This is a genomic window from Methanothermobacter thermautotrophicus str. Delta H (assembly GCF_000008645.1).
GTDB classification, from domain to species: domain Archaea; phylum Methanobacteriota; class Methanobacteria; order Methanobacteriales; family Methanothermobacteraceae; genus Methanothermobacter; species Methanothermobacter thermautotrophicus.
The window spans coordinates 763,401-785,698 of record NC_000916.1 but is presented as its reverse complement, the minus strand read 5'-3'; the positions used below and the strand labels follow the sequence as shown (position 1 = coordinate 785,698).

Below are 22,298 nucleotides of genomic sequence, written 5' to 3'. Positions count from 1 at the left end.
ATGGGGCAGCAATCTCATGATATCTTTGATTCAAGGGCCTGGATTATCCTCCTCATGGCCTCCTTCTCCCTGGGGCCCCCGACCTTCCTTGCAACCCGGTTCATCTCAGCGATCCTCTCCCTGAGGACCAGAGGGTCTGAAAATTCAGCTCGCGTATAGGCTATCAGTGACTCAATAACAGCGTATATGCCACGGTTGAGGGCCATCCTGAAGCTTTCAGCCCTCATAACATCACCTGCACGGGCCTTCACAACATGAAGTTCTGACTCACCGAACCGGTCCCTCTTCACCAGCTTCTTCACAGAGACAACCTCTGCAGTGAAGAATGCATCGGCACCCCTGAGGTGAAGGAAGTCCCTGTAATGGCTGAACATGTCCTCCTCAAGGTCACCCAGTGTTGAATCGGTGAATATGAGGGGGTCGAGGGTCACGTTAACGGTGAACCGCCCATTATTCAGCACATTCTCCACTGTACGGGTCCCCTGGTAGAGGTAGAGTGTCACTGTATCGTCACCGGTGCATAGCACACCTATGGGGGCTGCGTTCCCCACCATTGAATCGTCCCAGGTAACGACGATGGTCTCGTAGAGCCGTCCCCTCTCCATTTCCAGGGCCTGCAGGTCCTTGAAGTGGGTGTATTCAACTTCAGAGGGCTTACCGGAATTTTCTTTCAGAGCACCGGACAAGTAAACCCCTCAGCCCCTGAGGACGTAACCATCTATGTCTGCATTGATAACACAGTCAAAGTCAAGGAGCTCGTACCAGCCAGCCCTGGCGAACATGTCCATGTAGCAGAGCCCCATAAGCTCTCCTCCTTCTTCCAGGGCATCTTCAACCAGTTTTTTAACATCCTCGATGTCTGAGCCTATACCTGGCATTGAGAGGCCCCCGAGGAGTACAAGAACGTCCACATTCCCAGGGCTTATTTCGCCGAGTTCAACACCATATTCAGTTACTTCGAGCTTTCTGGCCTTACTGAAATCTGTATTGGGTATGAATATGTTATCCTTGTCCCGCACAGCGTATGCGAATAGCTGGGCGAAGGGTGTGCATACCCCGGGAACTCCTGCAAAGCCTATTCTCTCAGCATCCTTAACTGCCTCCCGGAATACACCGAGATGCTCCTTTATACCCCTGAATTCCTTTAACTTCTCCATGTGAACACCTCAAGATTATAATTATAAATTACTGATCCACATATAACTTTTCTTACTGTAAATATTCTCTTGAGTGATGATCATGGAGATAGAAAATGTTAGAAGGGCTCTTGAGATGATCTCCTCTGCAGAGGACTTTGGAATCCTCATACCTGAGGTGAGGTCAAATATTGTAATGGCGAGGAGTAATCCCTGCGGTCCAGAGGATGTTGTTGCGGTCCCGGGGAGGATCACTGAGTTTCAGGGAAGGGCCTTCGCGTGCCGCGACCCTGAATACGGGGCTTCCTCGCACATGGCCCGCTTCATAATAGCCCTTAATGAACACCTCCCGGGGAGAAGAAGTGCACTTAATATTAAATTTGATGAGAGTATAATCAGTATATGTGAGGATATGGGTCTTGTGGTCTCATCCTATGACCGCAGCAGGGAACCCGACAGTGTGAGGGATACTGAGGGAGGCAGCATACCATGGGGTGTTGAGGAGGCCCTCAGGAACTCAGAGTCCCCTCCAGACGTCATATACCACAGGGGGGCATGGGGTAAGGAGCCCATGATAGTACTCACCGGCAGGGATGCTGTTGAAGTTGCAGAGCTTGCTATCAAGATACTCAGGAAATATAAAAGTTTAAAGGGGGATACAAGATGAAGTATGGGATGTTCAATGAACTCATGGAGCAGCCAGAGTCTCTTAGGAGGACCCTGAAGTCTGAAGGGGACAGAATGGCACGTATATCCAATGAAATACTGGAATGCAGACGTATATACCTTGTTGGGTGTGGCAGCTCACTTTCAACCTGTTACAGTGCAAGGGATGCAATCGCCATGAACTATGAGGTCAACATGGATGTTATGACTGGCTATGAGTTCTACTATCACAGACAGATTGATTACAGTGACTCTGCAGTCATATTCACCTCACAGTCGGGTGAGACCGCGGATACCCTCGCAGCACTCAGGAGGGCGAATGAACTCGGACTCAGAACCGTTACCATAACCAATGAACCCGGCAGCACCATGGCATCTGAATCCATGGAGACCATAGTGACCCGATGCGGACGTGAGGAGGCAATACTTGGCACCAAGACCTACATGACACAGCTCCTGGCCCTCTACAGGATACTCTTCGGGATGTACAGTGATGAAAAATCGGATGAGATAATGGGAGAACTTGAGAAACTACCCGGTGAGGTTGAGGATCTGCTGAGGAGAACAGAGGTTGAGTGCAGGGATCTTGCAGAGGAATATTCCGGTGAGGATATATTCTACTGTATGGGGAGCGGTCCTAACTATGGACTGGCCTACAAACTCGCAATGACGATGCTCATGGAGGGTGCCCTGAAGCATTCCTGTCCACTCTATTCTGGAGAATTCAGACACGGACTCATTGAAAGGGTTGAGGAGGGGGTCCCGGTTATATTCCTTGAATCTGGGCTGCCAGGTGATGAGCTGACAGAGAGGGCCCTGCGTTTCTGTGAGAAGCTGGGCGCTGAGAACCTTGTATTCCGGATGTCAGATTACTCTGACCTTAACGGGCTCATGTCACCCTTTGTACTTGCAGTTCCCCTCGAATGGTTCGTGTACTACCTCGCCCATTTCAACGGGGAGGACCCAGGCAGTACCAGGCACATAGGTAAGGTGAGATACTAGCCCCATCCAGCACATTTTTTTGGCAGGACCAGCAGTACTGACCCCAATGTTCTGCTTCAGAGAACACAGATGCACGTTAGACGGTATCCATAACTAGGGGCTCTCACTCTGCTATCTGAGGTGAAGAACACAGATGCACGTTAGACGGCATCCGATGAAGAAGATCTGAGACCAGGCCATAGCCTAAAACTATTCAGAGAACTCACGATCCTGTAAATGGTTGTTAGGGGTATGATGCCAGTGTGAGGGTTATTTCTATAGATTTTTCCCATATCCTGCTGGATGTACCCCGCTGGGGGGCTTCTGTGTGATTTCTATAGAGCTGTTTCCTTATATCCTAGGTGAACTGTAAAATTAGGAGGGTCAGTGAGCAGTTAATATGATCTCCAGATGAACTGCTGGCGGGTTCCCTTCAACCTTCGCTTTTTGCACGGGTTTTCCTGAAAAAATGAGTTTGGTGGTTTTATTCCACCTTTAAGGTCTGTTTCTTCTTGACCTCAACCTTTGGAAGTTCAACTGTGAGGACACCGTTTTCAAACTTTGCACTGGCATCTTCAACCCTGATCTTTTCAGGTAGCCTCATCTCCCTTTTTGCTTCACCGTACTTCCTTTCCTTCTTGATGAAATCAGCCTCTTTGATTTCGACTTCCTCCTCAAAGACTGCTGATATGGATATGGTGTTTTCGGTCAGTTCTATGTTGATGTCCTCCTTCTTAACACCTGGAAGGTCGGTTTTGATGATTATGGCATCATCTGTTTCCATGACGTCCATGCTGAGTTTTTCAGGTATGTTCTCTGCGTACTCTGCGATTTTCTTCTCGAACTCTTTCTGCATCTCCCTCATGTTCTTTATCATGTCTTCCATCATCTTCTCAGCCATCAGCCTTCTTTTCTCAAACATTGTCATGGGCTTCTCGAGTTTCTTTTTCATATAACCCCTCCAGTTTTTTTATTATCTTGGAGACCCCTCTGCCCTCGAATGCAGAAACTTTCAGTGGATCTTCAACCATATTAATATATTCTTCCAGATACTTAACATTTTCTGCAAGATCCATCTTGTTGAAGACCGTGACCACAGGGATGTCAAAGACGCTCCTTATGCCGAGGTAAAGGCTGTACTGGCTTTCAAGGGTGTATCCACATGTTTCAGAGGCGTCAAAGATGAACATTATCACATCTGCTATGTTCTCAAGGGCAACCATGGCCTGGAGTTCTATGTTGTTCATATCCTCAACCGGTCTGTCCAGGAGCCCCGGTGTGTCTATAACCTGTATCCTCTTCCATTTCCGCTCAAGGTGACCTATCTGGATCCCCTTGGTGGTGAAGGGGTAATCTGCCACCTCAGGCTCTGCACCGGTGAGGGTCCTGAGGAGTGTGGATTTTCCAACGTTGGGGAAGCCTGCTATAACGACCGTGAAGGCGTCAAGGTCCACTGTGGGCATGTTTCTCAACTTATTCTTTGCAAAGTCAAGAAAATCAAGGTCGCCCTCGATCCTCTTTATCACTGATGATATCCTGCCGAAGGCCTCCCGCCTCAGATGGGATGCATCAGACGGTTTTGAACGTTTTATACGGGCCATGTAATCAGATTCCAGCTGGTTAAGTATTCCAACAGCCCAGTTAAGTGCCCCGAGGGATTTTTTGAGTTCATCGACCCCCACGGTCACGTCTATATAGTCCTGGTAGAACTCTGGAAGGGACTCTATATCAGGTATTCTCTGGATTATCATCTTCAACCGGTCCCTTATGACCTGACATGCTGTCTGGACACGTGTTGACTCAATAACCTTGGCCTTCTTCTGGCCAGGAATCTTTGAACTCCGTTTAAGGGACGCGGCCTTCCTGGCCCTCCGGAATCCCTTATCAAGAAGTTCATCTGTTGTTGGAACTGTGGGTATGATCATAAAATCACTCTCATTAAACCTGTAACTTCTGTGGATCTATTTATCTTGATGTGCGGAGATATCTTTAATCCCCTCATGAGCAGTTAGCTTCAGCATGAACTTTAACCATCTTCATGGAATATCTGGGCCTGGAACCTGTAGACTCTGGTTTCAGGGTCATAGAAGCAGTCTGGCGGAAGACCCGCCTTCATACATGTGTTGCAGAGGAACTCCTCAGCGTCCCAGCCCCACTCCGTGGCGACCTGTGGAAGGAGAAGTCCCCTGGCCCATCCCCTCTCAACGATCAGACCGTCGACACCGACCCTTATGAGGCTGGGGTAATCTGCCGGGCTTTCAACCTCAAGGGGCTCCGGTGGTGTCAGTACACTGACCTCAACATCTATATCATCGAGCTCCTCAGGTTTAACAGGGGGAAATCTGGGGTCACCTGTCGCAGCAGATATGGCGGCCTCAATAAGGGCATCTATCAGGGGTTTCACCGGTTCTGGATAACCTATACATCCCCTCAGATTCCCTTTCTTCTCAAGTGTAACGAAAACTCCTCTTCTTTGCCTGAAAACATCAGGGAGATCATCAGGGAGTCTGAGGTTTTTTGATCCACGCAGGTGCTCCTCTATGGCCATCCTCGCGATTTTAACAAGAGTTCTACCTTCATCCCGGGATAATGGCGCGTACTTCATGTTCCACCCACCATGGCATTCCTTATCCTCACGTGGGGGCCCCCATCGCCCACAGGGACGCTCTGCCCGGATTTCCCGCAGAAGCCAATCCCCAGCCTGAAGTCTGAACCAACCCCGTCAACATTTTTGAGGGTCTCCAGGACGTTTCCTGAGAGGGAGACATCCTTGACGGGTTCTGCAATTTCACCATCCTGTATACGGAATGACTCAGCAGCATTGAACTGGAAGATGCCCTTACCGGTATCCACCTGGCCCCCCCTTGAACCCCTCAGGTAGACACCATTCCGGATATCCTCTATGAGTTCATCGAAGGATAAATCGCCTGGTTTGAGGTATGTGTTGCTCATCCTGACAATGGGCTGGTCCCCTATGGCTGAACGGGCATTCCCTGATGGTTCAAGACCAAGTTTGAAGGCTGTTTCCCTGGAGTTAAGGAGTGAAGTGAGGACGCCGTTCTCCACTAGAACGGTTTCAGCGGCCCTCACACCCTCTGCATCGTAGCTGTAACTCCCAAAACCATCAATCGTAGGGTCGTCGATGATGGTAACACCCTCAGAGGCAATCTTCTCCCCCAGTTTACCCTCGAGTATGGAGTCACCCTGCAGTATGAGGTCTGCCTCGGCTGCGTGCCCCAGTGCCTCATGTATGAATACACCCGTAAGTTCGGGGTCAGTTACTATATCAAAGCGTCCTGATGGCGGCGGACTCGCCTTGAGGAGCCTAACAGCCTTTTCACCGGTCCTGCGACCGAGCTCCTCAATGTCCTCCCTCTCCAGTATTTCGAAGCCACCGGTTCCACCGCAGCTTTTGTGGCCGAACTGTATCCCGGAGCCATCCGATGCAACAGCGTTTAGAAAGAGGGCGACCCTGGTCTCAGCCATCTCAATGAGTGACCCCTCTGAGTTCAGGAAGGCAGATGAGCTCTCCATGTCAACGTAGCTCACAGTGGTGCTCACAACACCATCAACTGATGCGGCATGGTGTGCATCTGATACCAGCTCCCGCTTCTCAGCTGCAGGAACATCTGAGGGCGGCCGGGATGACCTTACCATGGTTTTGTCAACAGAGGGGGCACCTGAACCCACCTGGACATCGCCCCTGAGGGACCCGGTCATCTTTATGGCCTTAAGGGCCATTTCACCGAGCCTGGAGGGTTCATCTGTAAAGGCGAATCCCCATGAACCATTCCTCAGCACCCTTATCCTGAAACCAGAGGCTCTCCCGGATTTAACCTCCTGCAGTTTACCGTCCTTCATCAGAATGGAACTGGTCCGGGAGGTGCCAGCCCTTATATCTGCATATTCCACCCTATCCTCTATGTCCATGAGTATGCTGCCAAGATAATCAGTGTCAATCTCCATTTCCCATCAGCCTTCAAAAGTTTCTCTTATTAATTCTGTAGGTGGGTGCTTATGATTCTTTTGATGTCACACTGAAGTTCACATGCAGTGGTTCTGTGAACTCAAAATATTTAAATGAACATCCATATACCAGTAATCAGTTCATTTATGGATAGCACCGGATGTGGTATAATTGAAGACAATTGAGGAGATAAACCAGAAGATCAGGGATGGGGATGCTGTGGTTGTCACCGCAGCCGAAATGACAAGGATAGTTGCTGAAAACGGCCCCATGGACGCTGCAAAGGAAGTTGATGTTGTTACAACAGGTACATTTGGTGCTATGTGTTCATCAGGCGCTTTCCTCAACTTCGGACACTCAGATCCTCCCATAAAGATGTCAAGGACCTACCTCAATGGTGTTGAGGCTTACTCTGGACTCGCGGCAGTTGACGCCTACATAGGCGCAACACAGCCAAACCGTGACCCCGACATAGGGCTTGACTATGGGGGCTCACATGTAATAGAGGACCTCATAAGGGGGAAGGAGGTTGAACTGGTGGCAGAGGCCTATGGAACAGACTGCTACCCCCTCAAGAATGTTGAAACCCTCATAAGCCTTGAGACCATAAACCAGGCGGTCATGGTTAACCCGAGGAACTGCTACCAGAACTATGCAGTGGCGGTCAACTCCACAGAGGAGACACTCTACACCTACATGGGAACACTGCTCCCCAACTATGGAAACGTCACCTACTCCAGTGCGGGGGAGCTCAGTCCCCTCCTGAATGACCCCTACTTCCAGACCATAGGTGTCGGCACAAGGATATTCCTCTGCGGCGCAGAGGGCTACATAGTGGGGGAGGGTACCCAGCACTCAACAGAGGCTGAGAGGAGAAATGGTGTACCTGTTTCACCATCAGGCACCCTCATGCTGAAGGGTAACATGAAGGAGATGGATCCAGAATATGTGAGGGGAGCCACAATGCCCAGGTACGGCCCAACACTCTACGTGGGCGCAGGGATACCCATACCAGTACTCAACGAGGACATAGCGGCTTCAACAGGAATATCAGATGAGGATATAGTCTGCAGGGTCATTGATTATGGTGTACCAGGGAGATCAAGGCCCGTGATTAAGGAGACCAATTATAAGGAGCTCAGATCAGGGAAGATTGAAATAAATGGCATGGAGGTCCCGGCATCACCACTCTCATCAATCAGGAGGGCCCTGAAGATTGCAGAGGAACTCAAATCATGGATTGAAAGGGGCGACTTCCTGCTCACAGAGCCAGTTAAGCGCCTACCCTCAAGATCAGCCACCCGACCCCTTGAGATAAGAAGACCCTCCATCATGGTGCGGGAACTTGAGAGCAAACCGGTCATCATAACCCACCAGGAGGACGACCTTAAGGATGTGGCCAGGAAGATGGTTGACAATAACATAAACCACATACCCGTCGTTGACAGTGAGGGCGTCCTGAGGGGTATCGTAACATCATGGGACATTGCAGACGCCGTGGCAAGGGGTAAGAGGAAACTCAGGGATATCATGACCCGCAAGGTGGTTGTTGCAAGGGAAAATGAGCCCGTGGACGTTGTTGCAAGACGCATAGATAAGTATAACATTTCAGGTTTACCCATAGTTGATGATGAAAACCGCGTTAAGGGTATAGTGACCGCGGAGGACATTTCAAGGTTAATAGGGAAAGTTGATAAGAGGGGAGAATCAATATGAAGGCCTGGCTTAAATTCTCACCGAACATTGTTAACAAGTCAATAATATCAGAAGCCATAAAGAAGTATGACATCGAGTTCAACATCCTGAGGGCAAACATCACACCCCGTGGGGGTAAGATGCTTGTTGAGATCAGCGGCCCCGAGGAGAGGGAGGGGATAGACTTCATAGAGGAGGCCGGTATAGAGGTGCACCCCGCAGTGAGGGTCGTTAAGAAGGACCGTGAGAAGTGCATGGACTGTGGTGCCTGCGTATCCCTCTGCCCGGTTGGCGCCATATGTATCGAGGATGACTGGGAGATAGTCCTCGATGACAGGAAATGTATCGGCTGCAGCTTCTGTGTAAACTCCTGCCCCACAAAGGCCATAGTGCTGCTTGATTGATAGCTGAAAAGAGGGAACTATCATGGTCCTTGTGGTTGGCTCCGGTGCTGGAGGTGCAACCCTTGCAAGGGAACTTGCCATCCGGGGCATTGACGTTACCGTAATTGAGAGGGGCCCCTGTGTTAAGGATTCCGATGCATTCCTGTGCTATGATGAAGCTCCCGATGTGGATATCTTGAGGACAAGCTGCGCTGGAGGGTCAACCCTTGTTGCCGCAGGAAACGCCGTCCGGGTCCTTGAGAACACCCTTAAGGACTATGGGGTTGACATAACAGAGGACCTCCATGCCATTGAGGCTGAACTCAGGGTAAGGGAGCTTCCAGACACCCACACCGGCAGGGGCACAGCCCTGATAATGGATGCTGCAGAATCCCTTGGTCTCGGTGTAAAGAAGATGCCTAAATTCATAGACCCTGATAAATGCAGGCCCTGCGGTAAATGCTCATTCGGATGCCCGAGGGCTGCTAAGTGGTCTGCAAGGAGATTCCTTGATGAGGCAGTTGAACACGGGGCTGTTCTCATTGAAGAAACCGAGGCAAAGAACATAATTGTCAGGAATGGATCAGTTTCGGGTCTGAGAACATCCCGGGGAGATTTCCATGATGAAACGGTTGTGCTGGCAGCTGGAGCCATCGAAACCCCCAGGATACTCATGAGGGCGGGTATAGATGCAGGTAACGGACTCTTCATGGACACCTTTGTGACCGTGGGGGGTATACTTGAGGGGGTTGGGTTCTGTGATGAGGTCCAGATGAACGCCCTCATAGAACTTGATGGTGTTATACTCTCACCCCACTTCTCAACCCTCCTGTTCCCTGAGGATGATAGGAGGAACGTCCTGGGTATCATGGTTAAGATAGCCGATGAGAGATCTGGACGTGTGGAGGCCGACAGGATTGTCAAGCACCACACCGTCAGGGACATCAGTCTCCTCTCAGGGGGTGCAGCCATTGCAGGGAGCATACTCTCACGGGCCGGTGTTGGGGCGGGCACGTTGAGGTCCACGAGACCCAGGGGGGCCCACCCTGGTGGTACCGCTTCCCTGGGGGAGGTTGTTGATGAGAACCTGGAGACCTCCATTGAGGGCCTCTTTGTGGCCGATGCGAGTGTGCTGCCAGCAGCGCCTGGTGCTCCACCCATACTTACCATAATGGCACTTGCAAGGCGTCTGGCACGCCATATAGTTTCAGTTTTATGATGGAGCCTTTCCCGATCTTAATACATGCTGCTGTTATTCAATTTCTGGATTATTTTTTTATATCGGCGATAACATACCTATATCAAAGGTGAAATTATGAAAAACTCATGGCTTAAAATCATGACCCTCCTATTTTCGGCTGTGCTTCTGTTCTCCACTCTTCAGGTAGCATCAGCCATCAAAACTGAGATAATCTACACGGGTACAGGGGGGGATGTGTCAAAGAACTACTACATAAAGAAGTACACCCCCAGGACCCAGGTAACGTCCGAGGTGTTCCAGGCAGCCAGAAAGGGAACACCCATGTTCACATTTGGCAATGGAGGGGGGAAGAAAGTTATAATAGTGGCGGGTGTCCATGGAAATGAACTTCCAGCGTCCATAGCCGCTGTGAAACTCATAAACTACTTATCTGGCAGGAATATCAGAGGCACTGTCTACGTTGTACCCTTCCTCATACCATCATCCACCGCGAAAACTTACAGATACTGGAAGGGTAAGAACCCCAACAGCATAGCGAATATCAGGGGGACACCCACAAACAGGATACTCCAGATTGCACTTTCAAGGGACGTGGATGCAGTCGGTGACTTCCATTCAACAAGGCCTGGGGGAGTCCCGGGGAAAACATCCATCCTCTGTACAAGGATCCCCACCTATGAAAGCTACCGCATGGCATACCAGATGAGCCGTTACAGCGGGTCAGCCTTCATACCGGCTCAGGTTGCAGGTAAGGATTATCCGGGAGCCCTTGAGGATGTATGCAACCTTGCAGGTATCCCTGCAGTGACCGCTGAGGTCAGATCTCCCCATGGCTCAGTGGCATCTGGAAGTGTCACAAAATCCTATACTCAAATGATAGGCTTCCTCAAGTACAATGGGGTCATCTGATCTTTAAGAGGAGTCTCTATTTTATCTTACTATTTTATCCCCTCAGGCTTTTTTTCTGAAAAATGAAGGGTTCATTTTTATCTTTTTTAACGGTTTTTTTGAAAAAATGAAAGTTTCAGGTGATGAGGTCCTTTATGAACTCCACCACACTGTCAATCAGGCTCTCACCGACCTTCACAGATGATGGGAACACCATCTTGCTCCTTTCGGTGTGGTTCTGGATTATCTGTGCAAACATGGCTGTGTATTCATCCCTGCCGATCTTATCAGCACCCACCTGCACATATGATGGGAGCCTGCCATTACGCCTGGTGAACTCATAGACCCTCCGTGCAACGTCACGGTACTCTGTCCTTGACAGTGTCCCGGTGTAGGTGTTAATGGATGATGAGGCATCTGATATCCCTGTGGTGTTCTTCCTTATGGGAAGCCCTGCAATGTACTGTGATGCAAGGTATACCCATTCCTGCCGGGGCATTAACGTGGCCTCTCCCCTGACTATTCTCCTGGCGTCTGTGGATAGCGTTGTGGGGTCAATCTCATGCCTTGCAACGTATCTGGAGGTATCCATATCCCCCAGGTGATCTCCATCTGCAGAGTAGGCATAGTCAATCAGCTTCATGGCTGTGAGGTGTATCTGTTCATCACGGCTGAAGTTCTTGGGTTCTATGAGAAGTATACCTGCATCCCTCAGGAATCTTGCAGGTTCATTTATCCCTGCGAAGTATGCGCTGGAGAAGTTATCGTCCCAGGCCCTCGGCAGGTATCCAGTCGAGGCAAGGTTGAGACTTCCATAGTTCACATAGACGATACCATCAAGTCCACTGGCATAGGATCTCAGGTACCCTTTCTTCACGCCTGATACAGTACCGTACATTGTGCCGGGACATGCTGCAGCTATGTAAACAGCCAGCGAACCATTCGGGGCGTTCTTAATCGCCCGGTCAGCCTCTCCAGGGGCGGGTGACTTCTCATCAATTATGACCCTGGCTGAACCACTTATCTCGGCCCTTATGGACTCCATCAGGCTCCTGCCATTCACACCACTGAGCCTGTCAGAGCTTATGTATATGGTTTCTGGGTTGCCTGATGCGTAACGGTTCATTATAATCGAGGTTGTGGGGTACCCTGAAGACCAGAGGGATGTGCCGTTGACCTTCACTCCTGTTGAAATACTGTAGGATGCCCTGGTCTTCCAGATTACCATGGCAACCGGCAGAAGCTTCCCTGGCGCTGATACCTTCCGTGAAGATGCTGGCCGGACTGCGCTGAGGGTTGCAGCATCACTTCCATACCAGACCCGCCTGCAGGGTATTCCAAGACCCCTCAGGGATGAGGACGGTATGGCTGACGGAGATGCGCATATGATTATGCTCCTGGGCTTTAAACGTTTTATTTCTGTCCTGGTGGCTGCTGGTAATGTTTTACCGGCTATAAGCAGGGGAGCATCGTTTTTTATTGCAAGATATGCTGCTGAAATGTCTGACCCTGTCCCCAGAACAACCACGTCACTCCGGGTCCAGTAACGTGCAAGTGAAGATGTCCTTGCAGGGATCCTGGTCCCGTTTAACCTTATATCGCCGACAACCACCGGGTTCTGGCCCCTGAGATACTTCACCACAGACTTCTCAGGCGTGTAACTGCTGATTATCAACCTGCCATCTGTATGGGCCGCTGCAGGTGCAGTTATGACAGCATGGGAGGGGTTCGTTACAAAAAGTGCTGCAGATGCAGGCGAAACTAAAAGGAGGAATGCCATCAGAATGACAGCTAACTTCAATCTCATGGTATCACTCCTGGAACTGTGACTGGCTCTGGGTGATCTGGCTTTCAGGGTATTCAAATTTCATGGTATCACTCCTAGAACTGTGACTCTATCTCATCAGCCTCAATGAGGCGCTCACAGTAGTAGCAGCGTAGGAGAACGGGTTCCTCTGAGATGACATAGAAACGGTTCTCAACACCCTCGTCACTGTTTGTGATGCAGTTGGGGTTGGGACATCTGAGGATGCCCCTCACCTCATCCATGAGCCTCACCTTGGCCTTCTCAACAATCTTATAATCCCTCACAATGTTTATTGTAGCTCTGGGGGCTATGAGGGCTATCTGGTCAACCTCCGAGGGTTTGAGTTCCCTGTTCTCTATTTTAACTATGTCCTTGGATCCAAGCTGGGAGGAATCCATATTCATGGCAACGGTCACCTTGCTGCGCCCATCAGGGAGCCCAAGGATGTTGAGGACATTCAGAGATCTGTTTGCGGTTATATGATCGATAACTGTTCCGTTCTTTATTGGTTTGACCCTCAGTTCAAAGGGTTTCTTCATATCCATCCCTCTTATTATCTGACGTTGAATGGGGAAGGGACATCCCCTATTCCCCTTCACTGGTGAGGACCCTCCTATTTTCTTCCAGCAACGTTGAAGGTTTCAATGAATCTTGCATACACTGGTCTTGTGATGAAGACTCCTATGATGACTCCGAGGACCGTTGTGAATGCAAAGCCAGCAAGGAGACCTATACCTGTGGCACCCCTTGAAAAGCCTATGTATGCCAGTGGAAGCATTGCAGCTATGAGGGTACCTGCTGATGCGAATATTATGAAGAAGGCGTCCTTTATCCTGAACTTCCTCCTTGTTCTGCGGCCCTCACCCGAGAGGACCTCGTCTGTTATGATTATCTGGTCGTCCACCCCGGTACCTATCGCTGCCAGTATACCTGCTATGGCTGCAAGGTCGATGTTCCACCGGATAACAGCAGCCGCTCCCAGTATAAGCAGGAGCTCTGCGAGGGTTGTGAAAAATATTGGCAGGACGAGGATTGGGCTGCGGTACCTCACTATGAGTATCACCGCTATTGCCAGAACCGCGAGAAGCCCGGCGATCACTGCACCCTCTGCGAACTGTTTTCCGAGTTCAGGGGATACGCTGCTCACACCGACTATCTTAACCTTAACCGGCAGCGAACCTGATTTGAGGAGGGTCTCTATCTCCTTCGCCTGGACCTCGGCCTCTGCCTTGCTGTTCTCTGCCCCTGTTATCCTGACATCTGTGACCGGTTTTCCAGTGGCAACCTCGGCTGATATTTCAGGGGCTGTTATGAGGCGGTCGTCCAGGTACATCTTAACGGGTTCTCCTGCCTTGCCCCTGGCTGCCTCTGCGAACTTCCTGGCGCCATCTGTTGAGAGTCTGAATGGGACCTCCCATTCATTCCCGGTTATTATGGGGGGCTGGACGCTCACAATATCTGTGCCTGTGAGAACGGTCTCGTTACCTATCTTTGCCTCAAACTTACCGGGTTTACCAACTATATCTGCGACCTGGTCCGGCTGGACGCCAGCAATTTCAACTATAACGTTCTGGTCTCCGCTTGCACGCACCTTCACATCCTTCACACCGAATATGTTGAGCCTCTTATCAAGTACACTGGTTACGGTGTTCATGGTGGCGGCATCAACCGGCCTCTCGAGCTGTATCTGTATGAGTGACCCTCCCTGAAGGTCAAGTCCCTGCTGAATACCCATGGTTGATATTGCAGTGATACTCGCCGCCACGAGGACTATGAGGAGTATCACCCTGTAATCCTTAAGAAACTTTGATACCTTCCTGTTCATGATCTAACCTCCAGGTACCATCTCAGAATTCCAAGGTTCATGAGCCATGTGGTCAGGATATCCGCCAGGAGCCCAATTATCAGGACTGCTGCTATATCACTCAGCACCCTGGCCTCGGGCATCACAAACACCGTCACAAGGTAGAGTGCTGCCATTGATGCGATTGCAGCTATGGACATTGTAACACCCGTCTTCATGGCCCCCAGGGCCCTCTCGTTTATGGTCCCCTTCCTGCGTTTAAGGACCCTTGTGGTAAGGAGTATGTCTGTGTCCACGCTGTAACCTATGAGCATCAGTATCGCACCGACAGATGCCAGTGAGAGGGGTATGCCAAAGAGTGACATCCCACCCACGGCTATTATGATATCAGATGCTGCTGCGAGTATAACTGCCAGTGAGGGGACCGGGTCCCTGAATATTATGAAAACCGTCACCGACATGAAGAGGAATGCGAAGCCAATGGCCCAGTAGATCTGGTTCATGGCCTGTTTGCTCAGAACGGGACCGACTGCCTTGTAACTGTTGATGGTTGCGGTGCCCCTGAGGGCTTCACTCACCTTCACAACATCCATGTCTGTACCGAACTGTACCGTCACCCTTTCCCCTCTTATGGAGAGGACCTTAATGTCTCCTGTGCCCAGTTTCTCCCTGAGGAGCGATTCCAGTTCGGCCTGGGTAACGCTCTTCTCGAGGGTCAGCTCTGCAAGGGCTCCACCCTTAAGGTCCACGACTCTCGTTGAGTCCATTGAAGACAACGAGAAGTAGCGCAATTACAGTTATGGCTGCTGGTATGGCTATGAGTGGCCTGTATGACTTTAAAATGCGGTCAATCAAGACGATCACCTTTAAAGTTTCTCCCATCTGTCAAATAGATCACCTGGCTTCGTATATCTTCAGGTCCTTCTCATTGATTGTTCTGAGGGTATCCTCCCTCACCTGGATGAGTTCTTTGCCCGCGGTTTTCTGGATGAAGAAATTTATGATCCTTCCTCCCCGTGCTCCTATCTTCTCTGCCATTCGCTCTATCGCACCCTCACCTCCCTGCCGGCTCATGGTGGTGAAAAGTATCACGTCCTTTCCAAGGAAATCCACCCTGTCTATGAGTGTTATTATTGCGGGGGCGGGTTTACCTGCCCAGGTGGGTGTTCCAAGGTATACAAGGTCGTAACCTGAAAGGTCGACCTTTTCGGGCTTGATTGGTGTCTTTGACTCTCGAAGGGCATCTATGGATGATCTGAAACTGCTCATGAATCCTTTTCTATCATCAAGGTCCCTGATCTCAATAAGATCAGCATTCAGTTCCTCTGCAAGGGTCCTTGCAACCATTGCAGTGTTCCCGCTGCGAGAATAATAAATTACACACGTTTTCATCATATCACTCAGCTTATTCACCTAGGGATGAGATTTGATGGCATCATATATATTTCTGCCCATTTAATAACGGTCCTGTGCTATGGGTACATCCCGGGGAAATCAAGACCCTCGACCTCCCTGAACCCGAACATTATGTTCATGTTCTGGATGGCCTGACCGGATGCGCCCTTCACAAGGTTGTCTATGGCTGATACTATAACAGCCCTCTGATTATCATCAACCTCAAAGCATCCGATCTGGCAGAAGTTGGAGCCCCTGACTGCACTGAGCCCAGGGATACCCTCAACAACCCTTACAAAGGGTTCTCCATCATAGAATCCCATGAATATGTCTGCGATTTCGCCCTGCTCCAGGTCCTCAAGGAGGAAGGTGTGGGCTGTTGTAAGGATGCCCCTTGTCACCGGGACGAGGTGTGGTGTGAAGCTGAGCCTCACAGGATTCAGCCTTGAGAGTTCCTGCCTTATCTCCGGTGTATGCCTGTGGCCTGTTACATTGTAGGGAATTACATTATCACTGCAGTGAGGGTAATGGGTCAGGGCTGTTGGCTTAACACCCGCACCACTCACCCCTGTCTTCGAATCGATTATGAATGTATCTGCAATCTTCTCATATACCAGGGGGAGACATGCAAGTATTGCACCCGTCGGGAAACAGCCAGGATTTGCCACAAGATCTGCGGAGGCTATTTCCTCCCTGTGTATCTCAGGAAGACCATAAACCGCTTCGAGGGGGCTTTCGTGTTTGATTCCATACCATTCCTCATAGGTTTCAGTGTCATCAAAGCGGTAGTCACCGCTGAGGTCCACCACCCTTATACCCCTCTCTATAAGCTGGGGGACGATCTTCATTGAGGCCCCGTGGGGGGTGGCTGTGAAGACAAGGTCCGCGTCTATTTCACCGGCACCGACGTCTTCAAACTTCAGGTCAGTGTCCTGGAGGTGTGGATGCACCCTCGACACGGGAACACCACTGTACTGCCTCGATGTGGCTGAGACCACCTCCACCTCCCTGTGGTTCTCGAGGAGTCGCAGCAGTTCACCTCCAGTGTATCCACTGGCTCCGATAATACCCACACTTATCATCTTGATCACCTTAATTGACTTGACTGTGATAATTACTTTGGTGAACTGATTTAATAAGGTGTTATGGTTTAGATGCCTTAACTGATATGATAATCCGTGCTGGCGGCCACCTCTAATCACCTGTGACGGCGGTACGCCTCCCACCTATACCCACCTATATAATGTCCATCACTGACCTGGGTACTCTGGATAGTCTGCGAGGGTATGGTGGGGCCTCCCACCCATATAATGTCCATCACTGACCCGGTCGTGGCCACCAAAATTTATAAGTATTTCATGGACAACCTTTAACTGTCCATGGGGATATCTTCCCCATGAATGGAGGCGGTAAAATTAAGCGTCACTCGATACTTGCATTACTGCTGCTTCTCGGAGTAGTGGTACTGCCTGCTGGAGATGTGAATGCAGCTGAATCAAATCTAACATCCAGTACAACCGGAAACACAAGTGCTGCATATACAAAGGCATCAGCATCGACCACAGTGAACTACACCTACCATGAATACGTCCCCTATAAGGTGCGGGTGAAGGTATCCTACCTTAAGCCCTACAGGGTGAAGGTTAAAAAGGCCACCAGGACCTACTACTACCGGAAGGGGAAATACAGGGTCCGTTACACCTATGCCTACACCTATGTGACCCGGTACAAAAAGACCTACCGCTGGGTTACCGAGACACGATACAGAAAGGTTACAAGGGTCGGATACGCTGAACTCTCTGATTATCTGAAGGAAACCGATAACTGCCAGGTTTCGGATGAGGAGATCTCTTCTCTAAGCAGTAACCTCACATCAGGCTGTAACTCAACCTATGATAAGGCGGTAAGGATCTTTAACTGGGTCCGTGACAGCATAGACTACAGTTTCTACTACAATACACGTAAAGGCGCCGTTGGTACACTCCACAGTGGATCAGCAAATTGCTGCGACCATACACACCTTCTTGTTGCCCTTGCCAGGGCATCAGGCATACCCGCAAGGTACATGCATGGTAACTGTGTATTCAGGAGCGGTAACACCTATGGACACGTCTGGGGACAGCTGTACGTCAATGGAAGATGGTATGACGCCGATGCAACAAGTTTCTCAAATGCCCTGGGAACAGTGAATAACTGGGACAGGTCCAGTGCATTTATAAAGGGCGTTTACGCAGAGCTACCATTCTGATCTTCAAAAATAACTTATTTTTTTTATTTTGCAGCTTAAAAATCGAGGCACTATCTCTGCTTCACCATCAACAGTTTTTAAGTGAGTCCTCATCGAATTCCATGCTGCGGATCCTTTTAATTATCTTGCAGGTGCTGTCAAGTTCAGCGTCCCTGTACTTCTCTATCCTCCTGACCTCACATCCAAGGCCCCTCCTCCTGAGCTCATCACGCAGCTCATCAACATCAAACTTCTGATCGGGGCCAATGGCGATGATGTCAGGTTTTATACGGTGCACTATCTCAAACATATCGGTCTCACTGCCAAGGTAGGCCTCATCAACAGGCTTCAGCATCCTGACAACCTCAAGCCTCTGTTTCTCACCGACTATGGGGGTTCTCTTGCGGGCCCTGACTGTGGAGTCCCTTGCAAGGACAACCACCAGCCTGGCGTCCTCCCCACCAAGTTTCCTGGCCTCCTCAAGGAAGAACCCATGTCCGGGGTGTATTATGTCAAAGGTGCCTGTTGCCATAACTGTCTTCATTTTATCATCCTGCTGAAGGTGTTCATTTAAGGTCCTGATATTTGAGGGCCTCGGTGAGGTCTATGAGGCCCCTGTAGATGGCTGATCCTATAACGACCCCCATTACACCGGTCCCCTGCAGCATCCTCAGGTCATTTAGGCTGCTAACACCCCCGGAGTAGATTACAGGTATCTCAACTGCCTCCACAAGTTCACTCACGGGTTTCAGGTCAAATCCTGAGAGAAGACCCTCGAAGTCCACGTTGGTAAAGAGTATGCTACCAGCTCCCCTCTCCTGGAATTTCCTGGCCATCTCCTCTGCTGTGAAGGGGACCTTCTCTGTCCATCCCCTTATAACAACCCGTGAGTCCCTGCTATCAAGTGAGACCATTATGCGTTCCGATCCGTATTCACCTGCAAGTTCCTCAACGATGGCCGGATTTTCTATGGCCATGGTGCCCAGTATAACCCTCTCAAAGCCCATATCAAGGAGTTTCCCTGCATATTCTCTACTCCTTATACCTCCACCTATCTGGAGGGGCACTGAAACTCTCTCTGTGATCTCCTTCAGTATACCTGTATTCTTCTCAAGACCAAGGGCCCCATCAAGGTCCACAACATGGATTGTTTCAGCCCCCAGGGATTCCCACCTTCCAGCAACTCCGGCAGGATCATCAAGCACGACCTGCTCCGTACCGGGTTTTCCCTGAACAAGCTGAACACATTTTCCATCCTTTATATCCACGGCCGGTATTATAAGCATTCTGTCCTTCCAAAAGCTCATTTTATCACTGCTGTCAGTAATCTCCTGTTTGGGGTTTTCCTGATGAAGATATTTAAAATTTCCTTCCCCTCCTTTAAGATATTTAAGTATCCATGGATATAAATGGAAGGTGAAGGTGGTGTGCAATGGAGAATATCGGGGCCATCATTGAGGAATACCGGAGAACCACAGACGATGAGATAATGAGTGAAAGAACTGGAATCGGTCCCAGAGAGCCTATTAAGGATAATATAGAACTTAAAGATATTTTTAGGCCGGAGAGAATGTTCTTCTCCCGATTTGAAGATGATGGGACTTACGTTGCAAGCTTCCGCATGGGACACTTCAACATTCCAGATATAATTTCAGGTTCAGCAGCCGGTGTTTCCTACATCGGAGGCCTTAATCTCGGAAAGGCCCTCATATCTGAGGGTCTGGCTGATGACATCCACTCACTTGCAGAGTTCATGCTTGACCAGAAACTGGGCATTCTTGATGTTGCCTCTGAATGGGAGGATGATAAATACATCAGGATGGATGTGAGGGTCTATGAGTGCATTGAATGTGCCGGTCTTCCAAATATAGGACACCCAATATGCTTCTTTGAGGCAGGTATAATTGCTGGTGCCCTCTCTGAGATACTTGGCTGTGATGCAGATGCATATGAGAGACGCTGCTGGACCAATGGTTACTCCTTCTGTCAGTTTGATGTGAGAGCCAGGATATAGAGATCAGATTCATTTCTCTTCACTTTTTTCAGGGGGCACTGATCTTTATTACATTTCAGTTTTCCAGGACATAAGCTTACTTACCGTTCCAGTAGAGTATGAAGACCCCTGTAAGCATCACAATCCCTGAAATTCCCTGCATGATCGAGAATGGCTCTCTGAGGATTATAAATGCGAATATTGCCCCGAAAAGAGATGATAATGGAAAAAGGGCTCCGACCATGGAAGCACCTATCTCCCTTATTGCGATGTAGATGAGTATGAAGGAGCAGCCAATGCTGAAGACTGAAACCCCGAGTGCATAGGGGAGCATTTCAAGGGGAAGTTCAGTGTTTATACCAAGAATAAGCATGATTATAAGGAGCACAAAGCCCCCAACAGAGCTTTTAACCCCAGATATAAATATAAGGTCCCTTTTTCTGCTTAAAAACTTGCTCAGGACGGTGTCAAGGCTCCAGAAGAACGCTGCCGCCATCACAAGGAAATTTCCGGTAACAGCAACGTTCCGTAGAATGGTACTGAAATCACCCTCAGTTAAGAGGTACACAGCACCCAGTATGATGAGGACTATCCCCAGGAAATCCTTCAGCTGAAGGGTCTCCCTGAAAATTAGGTAGCCCAGTAAAATAATGAAGAGAACCTCAACGTTCAGTATGAGTGATGCGTTAACCGCTGTGGTATCCCCCAGTCCTGTGAGGAAGAGGAGAGGTGCTATCACAGTACTCAGGAGTGCTGTAAGAAGAAGAATCAGGTAATCATTCCTTTTTATCCTGGCTTCGCTTTCACCTTTTCTGTTTATGGCGTTAAGGACATGCTCCCGAAGGGGGGTTTCCCTTATGAAGAAGAGGAAGATTCCGGCAATTATGTAGGTGTAGGCCCCGATGGTCACAGGATGCATGCTGGAGAGCATTATCTTATCAAGTGTTGCAGAGATACCAAAGAAAATCGTTGCAGTTATAATACTGATATAACCCCACAGTCTGCGCATATATGCACCTTCCTCAGGACACCCACACATAGATATGGTGGTGGGTATAAGATATAAGTGATGACCCACTAAATAAAGGATTACCCGGCAACCTTGAAGCTCACCGGGATAACTCAACATCTGAGAAATTATATTACTTCTTCTAACTACAGGTTTCTCTTATCTCCACACCAGGTGATCCTATGAGGAAGATAGCTCTGAAGGTTGCATACATAGGTACAAATTATCATGGATTCCAGAGACAGCCAGACGTCCCAACGGTTGAGGGAAAACTCCTGGAGGCCCTGGAGGGGGCAGGTATCATTGAGGATCCAAAAAGGGCACGATTCCAGATAGCCGGCAGAACCGACAGGGGCGTCCATGCACTGGGAAATTTTGTGAGCTTTTTCACAGAGGAGGATATTCATGTGAACCAGATCAACGACCTCCTTCCCAGGGATATACGGGTTCTCGCGTGGGCATCGGTCATGTACCCCTTCAAGGTAAGGTACCCTCTGGAGAGGCACTACAGGTACATACTGCACCGGGAGGAGTCCATGGATACATATTCAATGGCCGAAGCAGCAGCCCACTTCAGGGGTACCCATGACTTCAGCAACTTCTCAAGGAGGAGCGACAGGGACCCTGTAAGAAGGATAAATGATGTCAGGATATCCGAGGTCGGTGATTCCATCATTATCGATGTCTACGGTGAGAGTTTCCTCTGGCAGATGGTCCGTAAGATGGTCAGGGCTCTCTTAATGGTATCTGAAGGGGAGCTTGCTCCTGATGACATGGCCGGGCTCCTGGATACTGACCGGAGGGTGTTTCTGGAGCCCATGCCCCCCGAGAACCTCATCCTCATGGATCTCAAATATGGGGTTAAGATAAAACTCAGACATGATGAATATGCGTTTAAACGGTTCATATCCCTGCTTGAAGAGGAATTCAAGGTATATCGGGAGATGAGCATGGTAAGGAGAGCTATGAGTGATCACCTGAGGGATCTGCAGGAACATGAGCTTGACTGATTAAGAAGCAGCCCTCGCAGGTCTGCCACTGTGGCAACATATTCTCCGGATCCAGGTGTTCATGCTCCATTACCCCGGTGTGTTCGTCCCTGTGGAAGTGGCTCCTTTACATCCCTGTCATCAGCCCGGAGTGGTC

24 protein-coding genes are annotated in these 22,298 nt (G+C 49.7%); 9 read left to right on the top strand and 15 right to left on the bottom strand.

Annotation, left to right across the window (positions count from 1 at the left end):
* Nucleotides 1-14: 14 nt before the first annotated feature.
* A complete protein-coding gene (locus tag MTH_RS04070) occupies nucleotides 15-686 on the bottom strand; it encodes a DUF447 domain-containing protein (protein ID WP_010876496.1) in 672 nt (223 codons plus the stop codon).
* 9 nt (nucleotides 687-695) lie between these two features.
* The gene (locus MTH_RS04065) at nucleotides 696-1,157 is read right to left on the bottom strand and encodes a DUF2124 family protein (RefSeq protein WP_010876495.1); all 462 of its coding nucleotides are present in this window, start codon (nucleotides 1,155-1,157) and stop codon (nucleotides 696-698) included.
* Between the two features lie 82 nt (nucleotides 1,158-1,239).
* On the opposite strand from MTH_RS04065, the gene MTH_RS04060 reads away from it, so the two are divergent.
* Both MTH_RS04060 and MTH_RS04055 read left to right on the top strand, forming a co-directional pair.
* Complete coding sequence (locus MTH_RS04060; protein WP_048060915.1) at nucleotides 1,240-1,803, top strand: thiamine-phosphate synthase family protein; 564 nt, start codon at nucleotides 1,240-1,242, stop codon at nucleotides 1,801-1,803.
* A complete protein-coding gene (locus MTH_RS04055; RefSeq protein WP_010876493.1) occupies nucleotides 1,800-2,804 on the top strand; it encodes an SIS domain-containing protein in 1,005 nt (334 codons plus the stop codon). Before MTH_RS04060 ends, MTH_RS04055 begins: the two co-directional genes overlap by 4 nt.
* Nucleotides 2,805-3,267: 463 nt before the next feature.
* Here the strand turns inward: MTH_RS04055 and MTH_RS04050 are convergent, their stop codons facing one another.
* The 4 genes from MTH_RS04050 to MTH_RS04035 form a co-directional block, all read right to left on the bottom strand.
* The gene (locus MTH_RS04050; protein ID WP_238374245.1) at nucleotides 3,268-3,735 is read right to left on the bottom strand and encodes an Hsp20/alpha crystallin family protein; all 468 of its coding nucleotides are present in this window, start codon (nucleotides 3,733-3,735) and stop codon (nucleotides 3,268-3,270) included.
* Nucleotides 3,698-4,708: an NOG1 family protein gene (locus MTH_RS04045; protein WP_010876491.1), complete on the bottom strand. Its 1,011-nt coding sequence runs from the start codon at nucleotides 4,706-4,708 to the stop codon at nucleotides 3,698-3,700. The genes MTH_RS04050 and MTH_RS04045 overlap by 38 nt, the downstream gene beginning before the upstream one ends.
* Before the next feature lie 101 nt (nucleotides 4,709-4,809).
* Nucleotides 4,810-5,388 (bottom strand): TIGR00296 family protein, encoded by a 579-nt coding sequence (locus MTH_RS04040; RefSeq protein WP_010876490.1) that lies wholly within the window; start codon nucleotides 5,386-5,388, stop codon nucleotides 4,810-4,812.
* Entirely contained in the window at nucleotides 5,385-6,749 is a 1,365-nt protein-coding gene (locus MTH_RS04035) for a TldD/PmbA family protein (RefSeq protein ID WP_010876489.1), read from the bottom strand. Before MTH_RS04035 ends, MTH_RS04040 begins: the two co-directional genes overlap by 4 nt.
* Nucleotides 6,750-6,921: 172 nt before the next feature.
* On the opposite strand from MTH_RS04035, the gene MTH_RS04030 reads away from it, so the two are divergent.
* The 4 genes from MTH_RS04030 to MTH_RS04015 all read left to right on the top strand — a co-directional run bounded on the left by MTH_RS04030 (nucleotide 6,922) and on the right by MTH_RS04015 (nucleotide 10,938).
* Nucleotides 6,922-8,466, top strand: a complete 1,545-nt coding sequence (locus MTH_RS04030; protein WP_010876488.1) for a homocysteine biosynthesis protein — start codon at nucleotides 6,922-6,924, stop codon at nucleotides 8,464-8,466.
* Complete coding sequence (locus MTH_RS04025; RefSeq protein ID WP_010876487.1) at nucleotides 8,463-8,849, top strand: 4Fe-4S binding protein; 387 nt, start codon at nucleotides 8,463-8,465, stop codon at nucleotides 8,847-8,849. Before MTH_RS04030 ends, MTH_RS04025 begins: the two co-directional genes overlap by 4 nt.
* Before the next feature lie 22 nt (nucleotides 8,850-8,871).
* Entirely contained in the window at nucleotides 8,872-10,047 is a 1,176-nt protein-coding gene (locus MTH_RS04020) for a GMC family oxidoreductase N-terminal domain-containing protein (RefSeq protein WP_010876486.1), read from the top strand.
* 96 nt (nucleotides 10,048-10,143) lie between these two features.
* The gene (locus MTH_RS04015; RefSeq protein ID WP_010876485.1) at nucleotides 10,144-10,938 is read left to right on the top strand and encodes a succinylglutamate desuccinylase/aspartoacylase family protein; all 795 of its coding nucleotides are present in this window, start codon (nucleotides 10,144-10,146) and stop codon (nucleotides 10,936-10,938) included.
* A 115-nt stretch (nucleotides 10,939-11,053) separates the two neighbouring features.
* On the opposite strand, the gene MTH_RS04010 is transcribed toward MTH_RS04015, so the two are convergent.
* The 6 genes from MTH_RS04010 to argC all read right to left on the bottom strand — a co-directional run bounded on the left by MTH_RS04010 (nucleotide 11,054) and on the right by argC (nucleotide 17,005).
* A complete protein-coding gene (locus MTH_RS04010; protein ID WP_048060914.1) occupies nucleotides 11,054-12,724 on the bottom strand; it encodes a pseudomurein-binding repeat-containing protein in 1,671 nt (556 codons plus the stop codon).
* Nucleotides 12,725-12,798: 74 nt separating this feature from the next.
* The gene (gene pyrI, locus MTH_RS04005) at nucleotides 12,799-13,269 is read right to left on the bottom strand and encodes an aspartate carbamoyltransferase regulatory subunit (protein ID WP_394295914.1); all 471 of its coding nucleotides are present in this window, start codon (nucleotides 13,267-13,269) and stop codon (nucleotides 12,799-12,801) included.
* Between the two features lie 68 nt (nucleotides 13,270-13,337).
* Nucleotides 13,338-14,549, bottom strand: coding sequence for a preprotein translocase subunit SecD (locus MTH_RS04000; protein WP_010876482.1), 1,212 nt, complete (start codon nucleotides 14,547-14,549; stop codon nucleotides 13,338-13,340).
* Nucleotides 14,546-15,295, bottom strand: a complete 750-nt coding sequence (locus MTH_RS03995) for a protein translocase subunit SecF (RefSeq protein WP_338101050.1) — start codon at nucleotides 15,293-15,295, stop codon at nucleotides 14,546-14,548. The genes MTH_RS04000 and MTH_RS03995 overlap by 4 nt, the downstream gene beginning before the upstream one ends.
* A gap of 127 nt (nucleotides 15,296-15,422) precedes the next feature.
* Entirely contained in the window at nucleotides 15,423-15,920 is a 498-nt protein-coding gene (locus MTH_RS03990; RefSeq protein WP_048060912.1) for a flavodoxin family protein, read from the bottom strand.
* A gap of 80 nt (nucleotides 15,921-16,000) precedes the next feature.
* Nucleotides 16,001-17,005 (bottom strand): N-acetyl-gamma-glutamyl-phosphate reductase, encoded by a 1,005-nt coding sequence (gene argC, locus MTH_RS03985; RefSeq protein WP_010876479.1) that lies wholly within the window; start codon nucleotides 17,003-17,005, stop codon nucleotides 16,001-16,003.
* Between the two features lie 314 nt (nucleotides 17,006-17,319).
* Between argC and MTH_RS03980 the strand changes: the two genes are divergently transcribed.
* Nucleotides 17,320-18,171 (top strand): transglutaminase-like domain-containing protein, encoded by an 852-nt coding sequence (locus MTH_RS03980; protein WP_010876478.1) that lies wholly within the window; start codon nucleotides 17,320-17,322, stop codon nucleotides 18,169-18,171.
* A gap of 67 nt (nucleotides 18,172-18,238) precedes the next feature.
* On the opposite strand, the gene MTH_RS03975 is transcribed toward MTH_RS03980, so the two are convergent.
* Both MTH_RS03975 and hisA read right to left on the bottom strand, forming a co-directional pair.
* Nucleotides 18,239-18,694 (bottom strand): adenylyltransferase/cytidyltransferase family protein, encoded by a 456-nt coding sequence (locus tag MTH_RS03975; protein ID WP_010876477.1) that lies wholly within the window; start codon nucleotides 18,692-18,694, stop codon nucleotides 18,239-18,241.
* A 22-nt stretch (nucleotides 18,695-18,716) separates the two neighbouring features.
* The gene (gene hisA / locus MTH_RS03970; RefSeq protein ID WP_048060911.1) at nucleotides 18,717-19,457 is read right to left on the bottom strand and encodes a 1-(5-phosphoribosyl)-5-[(5-phosphoribosylamino)methylideneamino]imidazole-4-carboxamide isomerase; all 741 of its coding nucleotides are present in this window, start codon (nucleotides 19,455-19,457) and stop codon (nucleotides 18,717-18,719) included.
* 125 nt (nucleotides 19,458-19,582) lie between these two features.
* On the opposite strand from hisA, the gene MTH_RS03965 reads away from it, so the two are divergent.
* On the top strand, nucleotides 19,583-20,164 hold the full coding sequence (locus MTH_RS03965; RefSeq protein ID WP_010876475.1) for a V4R domain-containing protein: 582 nt from the start codon (nucleotides 19,583-19,585) through the stop codon (nucleotides 20,162-20,164).
* A gap of 76 nt (nucleotides 20,165-20,240) precedes the next feature.
* On the opposite strand, the gene MTH_RS03960 is transcribed toward MTH_RS03965, so the two are convergent.
* The gene (locus tag MTH_RS03960; RefSeq protein WP_048060910.1) at nucleotides 20,241-21,152 is read right to left on the bottom strand and encodes a DMT family transporter; all 912 of its coding nucleotides are present in this window, start codon (nucleotides 21,150-21,152) and stop codon (nucleotides 20,241-20,243) included.
* A 182-nt stretch (nucleotides 21,153-21,334) separates the two neighbouring features.
* On the opposite strand from MTH_RS03960, the gene truA reads away from it, so the two are divergent.
* A complete protein-coding gene (gene truA, locus MTH_RS03955) occupies nucleotides 21,335-22,162 on the top strand; it encodes a tRNA pseudouridine(38-40) synthase TruA (protein WP_010876473.1) in 828 nt (275 codons plus the stop codon).
* The last annotated feature ends 136 nt before the right edge of the window (nucleotides 22,163-22,298 follow it).

Excerpts from the sequence above, each read along its gene's own strand:
- MTH_RS03975 (WP_010876477.1), bottom strand. The coding sequence starts at position 18,694 with ATGAAGACAGTTATGGCAACAGGCACCTTTGACATAATACACCCCGGA.
- MTH_RS04015 (WP_010876485.1), top strand. The coding sequence starts at position 10,144 with ATGAAAAACTCATGGCTTAAAATCATGACCCTCCTATTTTCGGCTGTG.
- MTH_RS04010 (WP_048060914.1), bottom strand. The coding sequence starts at position 12,724 with ATGAGATTGAAGTTAGCTGTCATTCTGATGGCATTCCTCCTTTTAGTT.
- argC (WP_010876479.1), bottom strand. The coding sequence starts at position 17,005 with ATGATAAGTGTGGGTATTATCGGAGCCAGTGGATACACTGGAGGTGAA.
- MTH_RS04045 (WP_010876491.1), bottom strand. The coding sequence starts at position 4,708 with ATGATCATACCCACAGTTCCAACAACAGATGAACTTCTTGATAAGGGA.
- MTH_RS03990 (WP_048060912.1), bottom strand. The coding sequence starts at position 15,920 with ATGAAAACGTGTGTAATTTATTATTCTCGCAGCGGGAACACTGCAATG.
- MTH_RS03995 (WP_338101050.1), bottom strand. The coding sequence starts at position 15,295 with ATGGACTCAACGAGAGTCGTGGACCTTAAGGGTGGAGCCCTTGCAGAG.
- hisA (WP_048060911.1), bottom strand. The coding sequence starts at position 19,457 with ATGAGCTTTTGGAAGGACAGAATGCTTATAATACCGGCCGTGGATATA.
- MTH_RS03980 (WP_010876478.1), top strand. The coding sequence starts at position 17,320 with ATGAATGGAGGCGGTAAAATTAAGCGTCACTCGATACTTGCATTACTG.
- MTH_RS04025 (WP_010876487.1), top strand. The coding sequence starts at position 8,463 with ATGAAGGCCTGGCTTAAATTCTCACCGAACATTGTTAACAAGTCAATA.
- MTH_RS04040 (WP_010876490.1), bottom strand. The coding sequence starts at position 5,388 with ATGAAGTACGCGCCATTATCCCGGGATGAAGGTAGAACTCTTGTTAAA.
- pyrI (WP_394295914.1), bottom strand. The coding sequence starts at position 13,269 with ATGGATATGAAGAAACCCTTTGAACTGAGGGTCAAACCAATAAAGAAC.
- MTH_RS04060 (WP_048060915.1), top strand. The coding sequence starts at position 1,240 with ATGGAGATAGAAAATGTTAGAAGGGCTCTTGAGATGATCTCCTCTGCA.
- MTH_RS04055 (WP_010876493.1), top strand. The coding sequence starts at position 1,800 with ATGAAGTATGGGATGTTCAATGAACTCATGGAGCAGCCAGAGTCTCTT.
- MTH_RS03965 (WP_010876475.1), top strand. The coding sequence starts at position 19,583 with ATGGAGAATATCGGGGCCATCATTGAGGAATACCGGAGAACCACAGAC.
- MTH_RS03960 (WP_048060910.1), bottom strand. The coding sequence starts at position 21,152 with ATGCGCAGACTGTGGGGTTATATCAGTATTATAACTGCAACGATTTTC.
- MTH_RS04000 (WP_010876482.1), bottom strand. The coding sequence starts at position 14,549 with ATGAACAGGAAGGTATCAAAGTTTCTTAAGGATTACAGGGTGATACTC.
- MTH_RS04020 (WP_010876486.1), top strand. The coding sequence starts at position 8,872 with ATGGTCCTTGTGGTTGGCTCCGGTGCTGGAGGTGCAACCCTTGCAAGG.
- MTH_RS04050 (WP_238374245.1), bottom strand. The coding sequence starts at position 3,735 with ATGAAAAAGAAACTCGAGAAGCCCATGACAATGTTTGAGAAAAGAAGG.
- MTH_RS04065 (WP_010876495.1), bottom strand. The coding sequence starts at position 1,157 with ATGGAGAAGTTAAAGGAATTCAGGGGTATAAAGGAGCATCTCGGTGTA.
- MTH_RS04035 (WP_010876489.1), bottom strand. The coding sequence starts at position 6,749 with ATGGAGATTGACACTGATTATCTTGGCAGCATACTCATGGACATAGAG.
- truA (WP_010876473.1), top strand. The coding sequence starts at position 21,335 with ATGAGGAAGATAGCTCTGAAGGTTGCATACATAGGTACAAATTATCAT.